Source organism: Streptomyces sp. NPDC048182 (genome assembly GCF_043202555.1).
GTDB lineage: Bacteria > Actinomycetota > Actinomycetes > Streptomycetales > Streptomycetaceae > Streptomyces.
On record NZ_JBIDAQ010000008.1, the window covers coordinates 220,818 to 235,521 of the forward strand.

13 protein-coding genes are annotated in these 14,704 nt (G+C 74.0%); all 13 read left to right on the forward strand.

The window, feature by feature from the left end:
• The first annotated feature begins 69 nt into the window (after positions 1-69).
• The 13 genes from ACGFZL_RS18315 (at position 70) to ACGFZL_RS18375 (ending at position 14,702) form a co-directional block, all read left to right on the forward strand.
• Positions 70-1,920, forward strand: a complete 1,851-nt coding sequence (locus ACGFZL_RS18315) for a DUF5941 domain-containing protein (RefSeq protein ID WP_393692835.1) — start codon at positions 70-72, stop codon at positions 1,918-1,920.
• The gene (locus tag ACGFZL_RS18320; protein WP_355170539.1) at positions 1,917-2,669 is read left to right on the forward strand and encodes a phosphocholine cytidylyltransferase family protein; all 753 of its coding nucleotides are present in this window, start codon (positions 1,917-1,919) and stop codon (positions 2,667-2,669) included. Before ACGFZL_RS18315 ends, ACGFZL_RS18320 begins: the two co-directional genes overlap by 4 nt.
• A complete protein-coding gene (locus ACGFZL_RS18325; protein ID WP_355170541.1) occupies positions 2,657-3,718 on the forward strand; it encodes an iron-containing alcohol dehydrogenase family protein in 1,062 nt (353 codons plus the stop codon). Before ACGFZL_RS18320 ends, ACGFZL_RS18325 begins: the two co-directional genes overlap by 13 nt.
• A 13-nt stretch (positions 3,719-3,731) precedes the next feature.
• Complete coding sequence (locus ACGFZL_RS18330; protein ID WP_393692838.1) at positions 3,732-4,475, forward strand: CDP-alcohol phosphatidyltransferase family protein; 744 nt, start codon at positions 3,732-3,734, stop codon at positions 4,473-4,475.
• 14 nt (positions 4,476-4,489) lie between these two features.
• The gene (locus ACGFZL_RS18335; protein WP_393692969.1) at positions 4,490-5,362 is read left to right on the forward strand and encodes a glycosyltransferase family 2 protein; all 873 of its coding nucleotides are present in this window, start codon (positions 4,490-4,492) and stop codon (positions 5,360-5,362) included.
• Between the two features lie 73 nt (positions 5,363-5,435).
• On the forward strand, positions 5,436-6,365 hold the full coding sequence (locus ACGFZL_RS18340; RefSeq protein WP_393692840.1) for an ABC transporter permease: 930 nt from the start codon (positions 5,436-5,438) through the stop codon (positions 6,363-6,365).
• Positions 6,358-7,137, forward strand: a complete 780-nt coding sequence (locus ACGFZL_RS18345) for an ABC transporter ATP-binding protein (RefSeq protein WP_355170547.1) — start codon at positions 6,358-6,360, stop codon at positions 7,135-7,137. The genes ACGFZL_RS18340 and ACGFZL_RS18345 overlap by 8 nt, the downstream gene beginning before the upstream one ends.
• A gap of 308 nt (positions 7,138-7,445) precedes the next feature.
• Positions 7,446-8,366: a squalene synthase HpnC gene (gene hpnC / locus ACGFZL_RS18350; protein WP_393692842.1), complete on the forward strand. Its 921-nt coding sequence runs from the start codon at positions 7,446-7,448 to the stop codon at positions 8,364-8,366.
• Positions 8,363-9,313, forward strand: a complete 951-nt coding sequence (gene hpnD, locus ACGFZL_RS18355; protein WP_393692844.1) for a presqualene diphosphate synthase HpnD — start codon at positions 8,363-8,365, stop codon at positions 9,311-9,313. Before hpnC ends, hpnD begins: the two co-directional genes overlap by 4 nt.
• A gap of 100 nt (positions 9,314-9,413) precedes the next feature.
• The gene (hpnE, locus tag ACGFZL_RS18360) at positions 9,414-10,811 is read left to right on the forward strand and encodes a hydroxysqualene dehydroxylase HpnE (protein ID WP_393692846.1); all 1,398 of its coding nucleotides are present in this window, start codon (positions 9,414-9,416) and stop codon (positions 10,809-10,811) included.
• A gap of 68 nt (positions 10,812-10,879) precedes the next feature.
• Entirely contained in the window at positions 10,880-11,944 is a 1,065-nt protein-coding gene (locus ACGFZL_RS18365; RefSeq protein WP_393692971.1) for a polyprenyl synthetase family protein, read from the forward strand.
• Between the two features lie 116 nt (positions 11,945-12,060).
• Positions 12,061-14,064 carry a squalene--hopene cyclase gene (gene shc / locus ACGFZL_RS18370; RefSeq protein WP_393692848.1) on the forward strand — a complete coding sequence of 668 codons (2,004 nt, stop codon included), beginning with the start codon at positions 12,061-12,063 and terminating at the stop codon, positions 14,062-14,064.
• Positions 14,061-14,702, forward strand: a complete 642-nt coding sequence (locus ACGFZL_RS18375; RefSeq protein WP_393692850.1) for a 1-hydroxy-2-methyl-2-butenyl 4-diphosphate reductase — start codon at positions 14,061-14,063, stop codon at positions 14,700-14,702. Before shc ends, ACGFZL_RS18375 begins: the two co-directional genes overlap by 4 nt.
• Positions 14,703-14,704 lie beyond the last annotated feature (2 nt).

A 14,704-nucleotide genomic window follows, 5' to 3' on the forward strand; every position in this document is an offset into this window, starting at 1 on the left:
CGCAGGCGCGGGCGTCCCGCCATGCACATGCCCGGCGCCCAGGCGCCGGCACCCAGGGAGTGAGTTCGGTTGTCGACCGCCATCCTCACCGGTCCGCCGGTCCCGGGCTCGTCGATCGAGGGCGAGCTGCGGTCCCTGGGCTTCGCCGTGTGCCACGCCCCCGACGCCGCCGAGGCCGAGACCCTGCTCGCCCGGGTGCCGGGCAGCGAGCGGGTCGCCGTGGTCGACGCCCGCTTCGTGGGCCACCTGCACGCGCTGCGCCTCGGCCTGACCGACCCCCGCTTCCCGCTCGCCGCCGTGCCCGGTGCCGTCACCGCCGGGCCCGCGGCCCGGCAGGCGCTCACCCGCGCCATGGCCCGCGAGAACTCCGCCATGGCCCGCGACACCTCCGGCATCGCCGACGGCGAGGGCGGCACCGCCGTGGCCGTCGGCAACCTCGCCGACCGGATCGCCGCCTCGCTGGCCGCCGACGGCGCCGCCGTGCACCGGCCCGACCTCGGCAGCCTGGTCGCCGACGTGCCCGAGGGGCCGCAGGCACGCAACGAGGCGCGGCAGGCCGTGGCCCACGTCGACGAGGAGGCCGTACGCCTGAGGTCGGCGGTCAAGGCCCGCGACGGCTTCTTCACCACCTTCTGCATCAGCCCGTACTCCCGCTACCTGGCCCGCTGGTGCGCGCGGCGCGGCCTGACCCCCAACCAGGTCACCACCGCCTCGCTGCTCACCGCCCTGGTCGCGGCCGGCTGCGCGGCCACCGGCACCCGCGCCGGCTTCGTCGCCGCGGGCGTCCTGCTGATCGCCTCGTTCGTCCTGGACTGCGCCGACGGGCAGCTCGCCCGCTACTCCCTGCAGTACTCCACGCTCGGCGCCTGGCTGGACGCGACCTTCGACCGCGCCAAGGAGTACGCCTACTACGCCGGCCTCGCCCTCGGCGCCGCCCGCGGCGGCGACGACGTGTGGCTGCTCGCCCTCGGCGCGATGGTGCTCCAGAGCTGCCGGCACGTCGTGGACTTCGCCTTCACCGAGGCCAACCACGACGCCGACGCCAACACCAGTCCCACCGCCGCCCTCTCCGACCGGCTCGACAGCGTCGGCTGGACGGTGTGGGTGCGCCGCATGATCGTGCTGCCCATCGGCGAGCGCTGGGCCATGATCGCCGTGCTCACCGCGGTCACCACACCCCGGATCACCTTCTACGCGCTGCTGGTCGGCTGCGCCCTCGCCGCGGCCTACACCACGGCCGGGCGGGTGCTGCGCTCGCTGACCCGCCGGGCCACCCGGACCGCCCGCGCCGCCCGCGCCCTGGCCGACCTCACCGACTCGGGACCGCTCGCCGAGGGCCTCGCCCGCGCGCTCGCCGGGCCCGCCCGCCGGCTGCCCGGCTTCACGACCCCGGCCGTCGCCCTGCTCGGCGCCCTCGCCGTCACCGCCACCTCCGCGCTGACCGGCTTCGGGGGCCCCTGGCCGGCCGTGTCCGCCCTCGTCTACGTCCTCACCTCCGCCCTGGCCGTCGCCCGCCCCCTCAAGAGCGCCCTGGACTGGCTGGTGCCGCCCTTCGCGCGCGCCGCCGAGTACGGCACCGTCCTCGCCCTGGCGGCCCGCGCGGAGGTGAACGGGGCGTTGCCGGCGGCTTTCGGACTGGTGGCGGCCGTCGCCTACCATCACTACGACACGGTCTACCGCATCCGCGGCGGCGCGGGCGCGCCGCCGTCCTGGCTGGTGTGGACCATGGGGGGGCACGAGGGCCGCACACTGCTGGTCGCCGTGCTGGCCGCGCTGCTCCCCGCCGCAGGATTCCGGACCGCGCTCACGGTGCTCGCCGTGGCCGTGGCGCTCGTGGTGCTCGTGGAGAGCATCCGCTACTGGGTCGCCGCCCACCGCGCCGGCGCACCCGCCGTACACGACGAAGGAGAACCCGCATGATCGGCCTCGTGCTGGCCGCCGGCGCCGGCCGGCGTCTGCGCCCCTACACCGACACCCTGCCCAAGGCACTGGTGCCGGTCGGTCCCGAGGGCGCCGAGGACAGCATCACCGTCCTCGACCTGACCCTGGCCAACTTCGCCGAGGTCGGCCTGACCGAGGTCGGCGTCATCGTCGGCTACCGCAAGGAGGCCGTGTACGAGCGCAAGGCGGCCCTGGAGCAGAAGTACGGCGTCACGCTCACCCTGATCGACAACGACAAGGCCGAGGAGTGGAACAACGCCTACTCCCTGTGGTGCGGCCGGGACGCCCTCACGGACGGCGTGATCCTCGCCAACGGCGACACCGTGCACCCGGTCTCCGTCGAGAAGACCCTGCTCGCCGCCCGCGGCGACGGCAAGAGGATCATCCTCGCCCTCGACACGGTGAAGAGCCTCGCCGAGGAGGAGATGAAGGTCGTCGCCGACCCCGACAAGGGCGTGCGGCGCATCACCAAGCTGATGGACCCGGCCGAGGCCACCGGCGAGTACATCGGTGTCACCCTCATCGAGGGCGAGGCCGCCGCCGACCTCGCCGACGCCCTGAAGACGACCTTCGAGCGCGACCCGCAGCTCTACTACGAGGACGGCTACCAGGAGCTGGTCAACCGCGGCTTCAAGGTCGACGTCGCGCCGATCGGCGAGGTCAGCTGGGTCGAGATCGACAACCACGAGGACCTGGCCAAGGGGCGGGAGATCGCGTGCCGGTACTGACGAGGCTCATCCCGTCGCCGGTCGTCGTCGACATCCGCCCGGGCGCCCTCGACGACCTGGGCGCCGTCCTCGCCGACGAGCGCATCTCGCACTCCGGCAAGCTCGCCGTCGCCGTCAGCAACGGCTCCGGCGCCCGGCTGCGCGACCGGGTGGCCCCCTCGCTGCCCGGCGCCGACTGGTTCGAGGTCGGCGGCGGCACCCTGGACGACGCGATCGACCTCGCCGGCGCCATGAAGAGCGGCCACTACGACGCGGTCGTGGGCCTCGGCGGCGGCAAGATCATCGACTGCGCCAAATTCGCCGCGGCCCGGGTCGGCCTGCCGCTGGCCGCCGTGCCGACCAACCTCGCGCACGACGGCCTGTGCTCGCCGGTCGCCACCCTGGACAACGACGCGGGCCGCGGCTCCTACGGCGTGCCGAACCCCATCGCGGTCGTCATCGACCTGGACGTCATCCGCGAGGCCCCGGTGCGCTTCGTGCGCGCCGGCATCGGCGACGCCGTCTCCAACGTCTCCGCCATCGCCGACTGGGAGCTGGCCAACCGCGTCAACGGCGAGAAGATCGACGGCCTCGCCGCCGCCATGGCCCGCCAGGCCGGCGAGGCCGTGCTCCGCCACCCCGGCGGCGTCGGCGACAACGGCTTCCTCCAGGTGCTGGCCGAGGCGCTGGTGCTGACCGGCATCGCCATGTCCGTCTCCGGCGACTCCCGGCCGGCCTCCGGCGCCTGCCACGAGATCAACCACGCCCTGGACCTGCTCTACCCGAGGCGCGCCGCCAGCCACGGCGAGCAGTGCGGCCTCGGCGCGGCCTTCGCGATGCACCTGCGCGGAGCCCACGAGCAGTCGGCCCACATGGCCGGCGTGCTGCGCCGGCACGGGCTGCCCGTGCTGCCCGAGGAGATCGGATTCACCCCGGACGAGTTCGTCCGCGCCGTGGAGTACGCCCCCCAGACCCGGCCCGGCCGCTACACGATCCTGGAACACCTCGCCCTGACGACCGACCAGATCAAGGACCAGTACGCCGACTATGTCAAGGCCATCGGTAGCTGAACTACGCCCGGTCGTGCACCCCGCGGGGGTCAAGGACCGGCGCAGCGGCGAGCACTGGGCGGGACGCCTCTACATGCGCGAGGTCTCGCTGCGGATCGACCGCTACCTGGTGAACACCAGGATCACGCCCAACCAGCTCACGTACCTGATGACCGTGTGCGGCGTCCTCGCCGCCCCGGCCCTGCTGGTGCCGGGCGTCTGGGGCGCCGTGCTCGGCGTGGTGGCGGTGCAGCTGTACCTGCTCCTGGACTGCGTGGACGGCGAGATCGCCCGCTGGAAGAAGCAGTACTCCCTCGGCGGCGTCTACCTGGACCGGGTCGGCGCCTACCTCACCGACGCCGCCGTCCTGGTCGGCCTCGGGCTGCGCGCCGCCGACCTGTGGGGCAGCGGGCGGATCGACTGGCTGTGGGCCTTCCTCGGCACCCTGGCCGCGCTCGGCGCGATCCTGATCAAGGCGGAGACCGACCTGGTCGGGGTGGCCCGGCACCAGGCAGGGCTCGCGCCGGTGCAGGAGACGGCGTCGGAGCCGCGCTCCTCGGGGGTGGCGCTGGCCCGCCGGGCCGCCGCCGCGCTCAAGTTCCACCGGCTGATCCTCGGCATCGAGGCGTCCCTGCTGATCCTGGTCCTCGCCATCGTGGACCAGGCCCGCGGCGACCTGTTCTTCACCCGCCTCGGCACCGCCGTCCTGGCCGGCATCGCGCTGCTCCAGACGCTGCTGCACCTGGTGTCCGTGCTCGCCTCCAGCAGGCTGCGATGAGCGCCCCCGCCCCCCTGAGGGTCGGCGCGGTCGTCATCACCATGGGCAACCGGCCCGAGGAGCTGCGCGCGCTGCTCGACTCGGTCGCCAAGCAGGACGGCGACCCGGTCGACGTCGTGGTGGTCGGCAACGGCTCGCCGGTCCCCGAGGTGCCCGCGGGCGTCCGCACCGTCGAGCTGCCCGAGAACCTGGGCATCCCCGGCGGCCGCAACGTCGGCATCGAGGCATTCGGACCCGGCGGCCGGGACGTCGACGTCCTGCTCTTCCTGGACGACGACGGCCTGCTCGCCCGCACCGACACCGCCGAGCTGTGCCGCCGCGCCTTCGCCGACGACCCGCGGCTCGGCATCGTCAGCTTCCGCATCGCCGACCCGGAGACCGGCGTCACCCAGCGCCGGCACGTGCCGCGGCTGCGCGCCGCCGACCCGATGCGCTCCTCGCGGGTGACCACCTTCCTCGGCGGCGCCAGCGCGGTGCGCACCGAGGTCCTGGCCGAGGTCGGCGCCCTGCCGGGCGAGTTCTTCTACGCCCACGAGGAGACCGACCTGGCCTGGCGGGCGCTGGACGCCGGCTGGATGATCGACTACCGGTCCGACATGGTGCTGTACCACCCGACGACCGCCCCGTCGCGGCACGCGGTCTACCATCGCATGGTCGCCCGCAACCGGGTCTGGCTGGCCCGCCGCAACCTCCCCGCGCTCCTCGTCCCGGTCTACCTCGGGGTCTGGATGCTGCTCACCCTGGCCCGCCGCCCCTCGCGGCCGGCCCTGAAGGCATGGTTCGGCGGCTTCCGGGAGGGCTGGGCCACCCCCTGCGGTCCCCGCCGGCCGATGCGGTGGCGTACCGTGTGGCGGCTGACCCGGCTGGGCCGGCCCCCGGTGATCTGAGAAGCTCGTTCCGAGAGCGTCCGCCCGGCCCGACGGGCCGCGTGTCCCCATGACGAAGACGAGAGTTCCCCCAGTGAGTGAGACAACGCACGACGGCACGGTCGCGGTGAGCCCGCCCGTGTCGCCCGACGACGGCCTCACCCCGGCCCGGCTCGCCGCCAAGTACGGGCTGTCGGTGAGCGGGGCCCGGCCGTCCCTGGCCGAGTACGTCCGTCAGCTCGTGGGCCGGCGGCACTTCATCCTCGCCTTCTCCTCGGCGAAGCTGACCGCCCAGTACAGCCAGGCCAAGCTCGGCCAGCTGTGGCAGGTGGCCACCCCGCTGCTGAACGCGCTGGTCTACTACCTGATCTTCGGCCTGATCCTGAAGGCCGGCCGGGGGATGCCGAGGGAGGTCTACATCCCGTTCCTGGTGACGGGCGTGTTCGTCTTCACCTTCACCCAGTCCTCGGTGATGGCGGGCGTGCGGGCCATCTCCGGCAACCTCGGACTGGTGCGGGCGCTGCACTTCCCGCGCGCCTCGCTGCCCATCTCGTTCGCGCTCCAGCAGCTCCAGCAGCTGCTGTTCTCCATGATCGTGATGTTCGCCGTGGTCATGGCCTTCGGCAGCTACCCCGCGCTGTCCTGGCTGCTGATCGTCCCGGCGCTGGCCCTGCAGTTCCTCTTCAACACCGGCCTCGCGATGATCGTCGCCCGGATGGGCGCCAAGACGCCGGACCTGGCCCAGCTGATGCCGTTCATCATGCGGACCTGGATGTACGCGTCCGGGGTGATGTTCTCCATCCCGGTGATGCTCAAGGAGCAGCCGGGCTGGGTCGCCGACGTGCTCCAGTGGAACCCGGCGGCCGTCTACATGGACCTGATCCGGTTCGCGCTGATCGACGGGTACGGCTCGGGCAACCTGCCGCCGCACGTGTGGGTGGTCGCGCTCGGCTGGGCGGTGCTCTTCGCGGCGGGCGGCTTCGTGTACTTCTGGAAGGCTGAGGAGAGGTACGGCCGTGGCTGAGCAGTACCAGGACGAGCACAGGCCGACGGTCATCGCCGACGACCTGCACATCGTCTACCGCGTCAACGGCGCCAAGACCGGCAAGGGCAGCGCGACGGCCGCCCTCAGCCGCATCGTCAAGCGCGGTCAGGAGCGGGGCGTGCGCAAGGTGCACGCCGTGCGGGGCGTCTCCTTCACGTCCTACCGGGGTGAGGCCATCGGCCTGATCGGCTCCAACGGTTCGGGCAAGTCGACCCTGCTGCGGGCCATCGCCGGCCTGCTGCCCGCCGAGCGGGGCAAGGTCTACACCGACGGCCAGCCCTCCCTGCTGGGCGTGAACGCGGCCCTGATGAACGACCTGACCGGTGAGCGCAACGTCATCCTGGGCGGCCTCGCCATGGGCATGTCCCGCGAGGAGATCAAGGACCGCTACCAGGACATCGTCGACTTCTCCGGCATCAACGAGAAGGGCGACTTCATCACCCTGCCGATGCGCACCTACTCCTCCGGCATGGCCGCCCGTCTGCGGTTCTCCATCGCCGCCGCCAAGGACCACGACGTCCTGATGATCGACGAGGCGCTGGCCACCGGCGACCGCAAGTTCCAGGCCCGCTCCGAGGAGCGCATCCGCGAGCTGCGCAAGGAGGCGGGCACCGTCTTCCTGGTCAGCCACAACAACAAGTCCATCCGCGACACCTGCAACCGCGTGCTCTGGCTGGAGCGCGGCGAGCTGCGCATGGACGGCCCGACCGACGAGGTGCTCAAGGAGTACGAGAAGTTCACGGGCAAGTAGCCGCGCCCCCGCGACACGCCGGGCCCCGTCGGAGCATCCTCCGGCGGGGTCCGCGGCGTCTGCAAAGGAAAGGTCAACTCCCGGCGGTCGGCGGAAGCTTGGGGCCGATCGGTGTGTTCTTGTGATGCGCGCGGTACCCCGGCGGACTTCCGTGAGTTGTACAACGTAAGCTGTACCGGTCCTGAAACGCGGCACATGGGGCGATAATGCCCGACGCCCCATGGCGGGCGCGCCACGCCGACGACCGGGCGGCGTGTCCGAAATAGTGTGTATTGGGTAGGCAGTGTAGAACGGGAGATGTGACGGCAATGGCTACGGAAACTCCCCACCTCCGCGAGGCATGCGCCGTCCCCGCCGACCCCGAGCGCGGCACCCTGGACAAGGCGGCCGACGAGAACTTCCCGGTCGCCCCCTTCTTCCTGCCCCGCGCCTGGCGCACCGACCTCATGGCCGTCTACGGCTTCGCCCGCCTGGTGGACGACATCGGCGACGGCGACCTGGCCCCCGGCGGCGCCGACGCGGCCCTCCTCGGCGTGGCCCCCGAGCACGCCGAGGACCGGACCGCCCTGCTCGACGCCTTCGAGGCCGACCTCGGCCGGGTCTTCGACAGCGCCCCGCGCCACCCCATCCTGCGCCGCCTTCAGCCCACCGTCCGGCGCCGCGCGCTCACCCCTGGCCCCTTCCGCGGCCTGATCGCCGCCAACCGCCAGGACCAGGTGGTCCGCCGCTACGAGACCTACGACGACCTGCTCGCCTACTGCGAGCTGTCCGCCAACCCGGTCGGCCGCCTGGTCCTCGCCGTCACGGGCACCGCCACCCCCGAGCGGATCCGCCGCTCCGACGCGATCTGCACCGCCCTGCAGATCGTCGAGCACCTCCAGGACGTCGCCGAGGACCTCGCCCGGGACCGGATCTACCTGCCGGCCGAGGACCTGAAGCGCTTCCGCGTCCAGGAGGCAGACCTCGCCGCCCCCTCCGCGAACGCCTCCGTGCGCGCCCTGATCGCCTTCGAGGCGCAACGCGCCCTCGACCTGCTGAATGAAGGCGCCCCCCTGGTGGGTAGCGTCAACGGCAGGCTGAGACTGCTGCTCGCGGGGTTCCTGGCGGGGGGACGGGCGGCCGTGCGCGCCATCGCCGCCGCCGACTACGACGTACTTCCCGGCCCGCCCAAGCCCGGCAAGCGCCGGCTGCTGCGGGAACTGGGCCCGAGCCTGCGAGGAGAGGGGTGATCCGGAGCGTGGAGTCCCAGACCCCCGCGTCCGCGCCGGTGCTCGCCGCCTACGGCTACTGCGAGACCGTCACCGGGCAGCAGGCCCGCAACTTCGCCTACGGCATCCGGCTGCTGCCCGCGCCCAAGCGCCGGGCGATGTCCGCGCTGTACGCGTTCTCGCGCCGCGTGGACGACATCGGCGACGGCCCGCTGCCGCCGGACACCAAGGTCGTCCGCCTGGAGGAGGCGCGGGGGCTGCTCGCCCGGATCCACGACGGCGCGGTGGACGAGGACGACACCGACCCGGTCGCCGTCGCCCTCACCCACGCCGCCCGGGTCTTCCCGATCCCGCTCGACGGCCTCGACGAGCTGATCGACGGCGTCCAGATGGACCTGCGCGGCGAGACCTACGAGACCTGGGACGACCTGAAGGTCTACTGCCGCTGCGTGGCCGGCGCCATCGGCCGGCTCTCGCTCGGCGTCTTCGGCACCGAGCCGGGCGCCCCGGGCGCCGAGCGCGCCGCCGAGTACGCCGACACCCTGGGCCTCGCCCTCCAGCTGACCAACATCCTGCGCGACGTCCGCGAGGACGCCGAGGACGGGCGCACCTACCTGCCCGCCGACGACCTCGCCAAGTTCGGCTGCGCCGCCGGCTTCCACGCGCCCGTCCCGCCGGAGGGCGCCGACTTCGCCGGGCTCGTGCACTTCGAGGTGCGCCGGGCCCGCGCCCTGTTCGCCGAGGGCTACCGGCTGCTGCCCCTGCTCGACCGGCGCAGCGGCGCCTGCGTCGCCGCGATGGCCGGCATCTACCGCCGCCTCCTCGACCGCATCGCCCGCGACCCGGAGTCGGTGCTGCGCGGTCGCGTCTCCCTGCCCGGACACGAGAAGGCCTACGTCGCGGTGCGCGGCCTCTCCGGCCTCGACGCCCGGCACCCCGGCCGGCGGACCGTCAGGAGGCGTGCTTGAGAATCCCCCCGGGCGGACGGTCAACCCCGTGGCGCGCCGCCGCGTCCCCGATCATGTCGGCCGCGGGCCGGCACGGCGACCGCTCGACGAAAGGTGCGCGATGAGCCAGGGCATCGGCGCGGCCGGCCGGCACGCCGTGGTGGTCGGCGGTGGCCTGGCCGGTGTCACCGCCGCGCTGGCGCTCGCCGACGCCGGGGTGCGCGTCACCCTCCTGGAGGGCCGGCCGCGCCTGGGCGGGCTCGCCTTCTCCTTCCGGCGCGGTGACCTCACCGTCGACAACGGCCAGCACGTCCACCTGCGCTGCTGCACCGCCTACCGCTGGTTCCTCGACCGGATCGACGGCGCCGCCCTGGCCCCCGTGCAGGACCGCCTCGACGTGCCCGTCGTCGACCTCGCGAAGCCCGCGGGCCGGCGGCTCGGCCGGCTGCGCCGCGACCCGCTGCCGGTGCCCCTGCACCTCGGCCGCAGCCTCGCCGCCTACCCGCACCTCTCGCTCGCCGACCGCGCCCGGGTCGGCCGCGCCGCGCTCGCCCTCAAGGCCCTCGACCCCGCCGACCCGGCCCTGGACGCCCAGGACTTCGGCGGCTGGCTCGCCGCCCACGGGCAGTCCCCGCGCGCCGTCGAGGCCCTGTGGGACCTGGTCGGCGTCGCCACCCTCAACGCGGTCGCCGCCGACGCCTCCCTCCAGCTGGCCGCCATGGTCTTCCGCACCGGGCTGCTCTCCGAGCCCGGCGCCGCCGACATCGGCTGGGCCCGGGTCCCGCTCGGCGAGCTGCACGACACGCTGGCCCGCGAGGCCCTCAACGCGGCCGGCGTGCGCACCGAGACCCGGGCCAGGGTCACCGCGCTGCGCGCCGAGCCCGGCGGGCGGTGGAGCGTCGAGCTGCCCGGCGAGCGGATCGACGCCGACGCCGTGGTCCTCGCCGTGCCCCAGCGCGAGGCCCACGACCTGCTGCCCGAGGGGGCGCTCGACGCCCCCGAGCGGCTCCTCGACATCGGCACCGCGCCGATCCTCAACGTCCACGTCGTCTACGACCGCCCGGTACTGACCGCGCCCTTCCTCGCCGCCCTCGGCACCCCCGTGCAGTGGGTCTTCGACCGCACCGACGCCTCCGGCCTGACCGACGGCCAGTACCTGGCCCTGTCCCAGTCCGCCGCCCAGGACGAGATCGACGCGCCGGTGGCCGCCCTGCGCGAGCGCTACCTGCCGGAACTCCAGCGGCTGCTGCCGCGCGCCCGGGGCGCCGAAGTACGGGACTTCTTCGTCACCCGGGAGCGCACCGCGACCTTCGCTCCCGCCCCCGGCGTCGGACGGCTCAGGCCCGGCGCCCGCACCAAGGCACCCGGCCTGTACCTGGCCGGAGCGTGGACCGCCACCGGGTGGCCCGCGACCATGGAGAGCGCGGTCCGCAGCGGCGCCGGCGCGGCGGGCGCCGCGCTCGGCGCCCTCGGCCGCTCCCGGGCCCTCCTCCCCGGCTTCCTCGAGGAGGCGGCATGAGGAGCGGCCCGCGCGGGACCGCCACCCGCACTCTTCGCACCGCAACTGGAGGAGCAACTGTGCCCACTGTGCCCCCGGCCCCGAAGGCCGATCGTCGGACCACGGTGGACGTGACCGCGCTCCTGGAGCGCGGCCGGACCCTGGCCACGCCGGTCCTGCGGGCGGCCGTCGACCGTCTCGCCCCTCCCATGGACACCGTCGCCGCCTACCACTTCGGCTGGATCGACGCCCTGGGCAACCCCGCCCACGGCGACGGCGGCAAGGCCGTGCGCCCCGCCCTCGCGGTGCTCTCCGCCGAGGTCACCGGCGCCACCCCGCAGACCGGCGTGCCCGGCGCGGTCGCCGTCGAGCTGGTCCACAACTTCTCCCTCCTGCACGACGACCTGATGGACGGCGACGAGCAGCGCCGCCACCGCGACACGGTCTGGAAGGTGCACGGCCCCGCCCAGGCGATCCTCGTCGGCGACGCCCTGTTCGCGCTGGCCAACGAGGTGCTCCTGGAACTCGGCACCGTCGAGGCGGGCCGCGCCACCCGCCGGCTCACCCGCGCCACCCGCTCCCTGATCGACGGCCAGGCGCAGGACATCTCCTACGAGCACCGCGACCGGGTCAGCGTCGAGGAGTGCCTGGAGATGGAGGGCAACAAGACCGGCGCCCTGCTCGCCACGGCCAGTTCCATCGGCGCGGTCCTCGGCGGCGCCGACGAGCACACCGCCGACGCCCTGGAGCGCTACGGCCACCACCTCGGCCTCGCCTTCCAGGCCGTCGACGACCTGCTCGGCATCTGGGGCGACCCGGAGGCCACCGGCAAGCAGACCTGGAGCGACCTGCGCCAGCGCAAGAAGTCGCTCCCGGTCGTGGCGGCCCTCGCCGCCGGCGGCCCCGCCTCGGAGCGGCTCGGCGAGATCCTCGCCGCCGACGCCAAGAGCAGCGACTTCGCGACCTTCTCCGAGGAGGAGTTCGCGGCCCGCGCCGCCCTCATCGAGGAGGCGGGCGGCCGGGAGTGGACCTCCGAGGAGGCCCGCCGCCAGCACATCGTCGCCATCGAGGCCCTGGACGCCGTCACCATGCCCGACCGGGTGCGGGAGGCGTTCACGGCGCTCGCGGACTTCGTCGTCGTACGGAAGAGATGATCACTATCGGCCGCATAATCCTCGCGTAGTCGCCGGCCGGTGCCACGGACACCACGGCACCGGCCGACGGCGGACCCAGCAGAAGCACCACTTGCACACTGCACGAAGGGGAAGCCATGACAGCGACGACCGACGGAAGCACCGGGGCGATCCTGCCGTCCCGCGCAGCCTCGGCCAGCGAAACCGACCTCACCGCCGCGCCCGCCGCCCCGCCGGCCGGTCCCGCGGAGGCCGCCGCCCGCGCCACCCGCCGTGCCACCGACTTCCTGCTCTCCCGGCAGGACGCCGAGGGCTGGTGGAAGGGCGACCTGGAGACCAACGTCACCATGGACGCCGAGGACCTGCTGCTGCGCCAGTTCCTCGGCATCCTCGACGAGGACACCGTCAAGGCGGCCGGCCTGTTCATCCGCGGCGAGCAGCGCGAGGACGGCACCTGGGCCACCTTCTACGGCGGCCCCGGCGACCTCTCCGCGACCGTCGAGGCGTACGTCGCCCTGCGCCTGGCCGGCGACGCGCCCGACGCCCCGCACATGGCCCGGGCCGCCGAGTGGGTCCGCGCCCGCGGCGGCATCGCCGCCGCCCGCGTCTTCACCCGCATCTGGCTCGCCCTGTTCGGCTGGTGGAAGTGGGAGGACCTGCCCGAACTCCCGCCGGAGATCATCTACTTGCCCAAGTGGGTGCCGCTGAACATCTACGACTTCGGCTGCTGGGCCCGGCAGACCATCGTGCCGCTGACCGTGGTCTCCGCCAAGCGCCCGGTGCGCCCGGCGCCCTTCCCGCTGGACGAGCTGCACACCGACCCGGACCGGCCCAACCCGCCCCGGCCGCTCGCCCCCGCGGCCAGCTGGGACGGCGCCTTCCAACGCCTCGACAAGGCGCTGCACGCCTTCCGCAAGGTCGCCCCGCGCCGGCTGCGCCGGGCCGCGACGCGCTCGGCGGCCCGCTGGATCATCGAGCGCCAGGAGAACGACGGCTGCTGGGGCGGCATCCAGCCGCCCGCCGTGTACTCGGTGATCGCGCTCTACCTGCTCGGCTACGACCTCGAACACCCCGTGATGAAGGCCGGCCTCGCCTCCCTGGACCGCTTCGCCGTGTGGCGCGCGGACGGCGCCCGGATGATCGAGGCCTGCCAGTCCCCGGTGTGGGACACCTGCCTGGCCGCCATCGCGCTGGCCGACGCCGGGCTGCCCGCGGACCACCCGGCGCTGGTCAAGGCCGCCGACTGGATGCTCGGCGAGCAGGTGGTGCGCCCCGGCGACTGGTCGGTCAAGCGGCCCGGACTCCCGCCCGGCGGCTGGGCGTTCGAGTTCCACAACGACAACTACCCCGACATCGACGACACCGCCGAGGTGGTCCTCGCGCTGCGCCGGGTGCGCCACCACGACCCCGAGCGGGTGGAGCGGGCCATCGGCCGCGGGGTGCGCTGGAACCTCGGCATGCAGTCGAAGAACGGCGCCTGGGGCGCCTTCGACGTCGACAACACCAGCTCCTTCCCCAACCGGCTGCCGTTCTGCGACTTCGGCGAGGTCATCGACCCGCCGTCCGCCGACGTCACCGCGCACGTGGTGGAGATGCTGGCCGTCGAGGGCCTCGCCCACGACCCGCGCACCAAGCGCGGCATCCGCTGGCTGCTCGACGAACAGGAGGCGGACGGCTCGTGGTTCGGCCGCTGGGGCGTCAACTACGTCTACGGCACCGGCTCCGTCGTCCCCGCCCTCACCGCCGCAGGACTGCCCACCTCCCACCCGGCGATCCGCCGCGCGGTCAGCTGGCTGGAGTCCGTGCAGAACGACGACGGCGGCTGGGGCGAGGACCTGCGCAGCTACCCCGACCAGCGGGGCTGGAGCGGCCGCGGCGCCTCGACCGCCTCGCAGACCGCCTGGGCGCTGATGGCCCTGCTGGCGGCCGGGGAGCGGGAGTCGCAGGCGGTGGAGCGCGGGATCGCCTGGCTGGCCGCCACCCAGCGCGAGGACGGCTCCTGGGACGAGCCGTACTTCACCGGCACCGGCTTCCCCTGGGACTTCTCCATCAACTACCACCTCTACCGCCAGGTCTTCCCGCTCACCGCCCTTGGCCGGTACGTGCACGGCGACCCCTTCGAGGTGAAGGGCGCCCGATGAACACACCGACCGGCCCGTCCCCGCTGCTGATCGCCTGCGCGCTCGGCATCGAGCACCTCGCCCTGCGCACCGGCGACCGCGGCGCCGCCGGCGGTCCGGTCACCGTGCTGCGCACCGGGATGGGCCCCAAGGCGGCCGAGCGGTCGGTCGCCCGGGTGCTCGCCGACCCCGCGCTGGCCGGCGCGGCGGTGCTCGCCACCGGCTTCTGCGCGGGCCTGGCCCCCGGCATGCACCCCGGCGACCTGGTCGTCGCCGAGGAGACCCGGGACCCGCGCGCCACCACCGGCTGCATCGGGACCGACCGGCTGGTGAAGGAACTCACCCGCGCGGCGCCCGGCCGCACCGTCCACACCGGGCCGCTGACCGGCTCGGACCACGTCGTGCGCGGCCCCGAGCGCGCCGACCTCTACGCGACCGGCGCCGTCGCCGTCGACATGGAGTCCGCGGCCACCCTGTACACGGCCGTCCGCGCGGGCACCCGCCCCGTTGCGGCCGTACGGGTGGTCGTGGACGCCCCGGAACACGAACTCGTCCGGATCAGCACGGTGCGCGGTGGAATATCGGCCTTCCGCGTCCTGCGATCCGTTCTGCCCGCATTCTTCGAATGGCACCGTTCTCTGCCGCTCCCCAGGAGGTGAGC

Excerpts from the sequence above, each read along its gene's own strand:
- hpnC (WP_393692842.1), top strand. The coding sequence starts at position 7,446 with ATGGCTACGGAAACTCCCCACCTCCGCGAGGCATGCGCCGTCCCCGCC.
- ACGFZL_RS18320 (WP_355170539.1), top strand. The coding sequence starts at position 1,917 with ATGATCGGCCTCGTGCTGGCCGCCGGCGCCGGCCGGCGTCTGCGCCCC.
- ACGFZL_RS18375 (WP_393692850.1), top strand. The coding sequence starts at position 14,061 with ATGAACACACCGACCGGCCCGTCCCCGCTGCTGATCGCCTGCGCGCTC.
- shc (WP_393692848.1), top strand. The coding sequence starts at position 12,061 with ATGACAGCGACGACCGACGGAAGCACCGGGGCGATCCTGCCGTCCCGC.
- hpnE (WP_393692846.1), top strand. The coding sequence starts at position 9,414 with ATGAGCCAGGGCATCGGCGCGGCCGGCCGGCACGCCGTGGTGGTCGGC.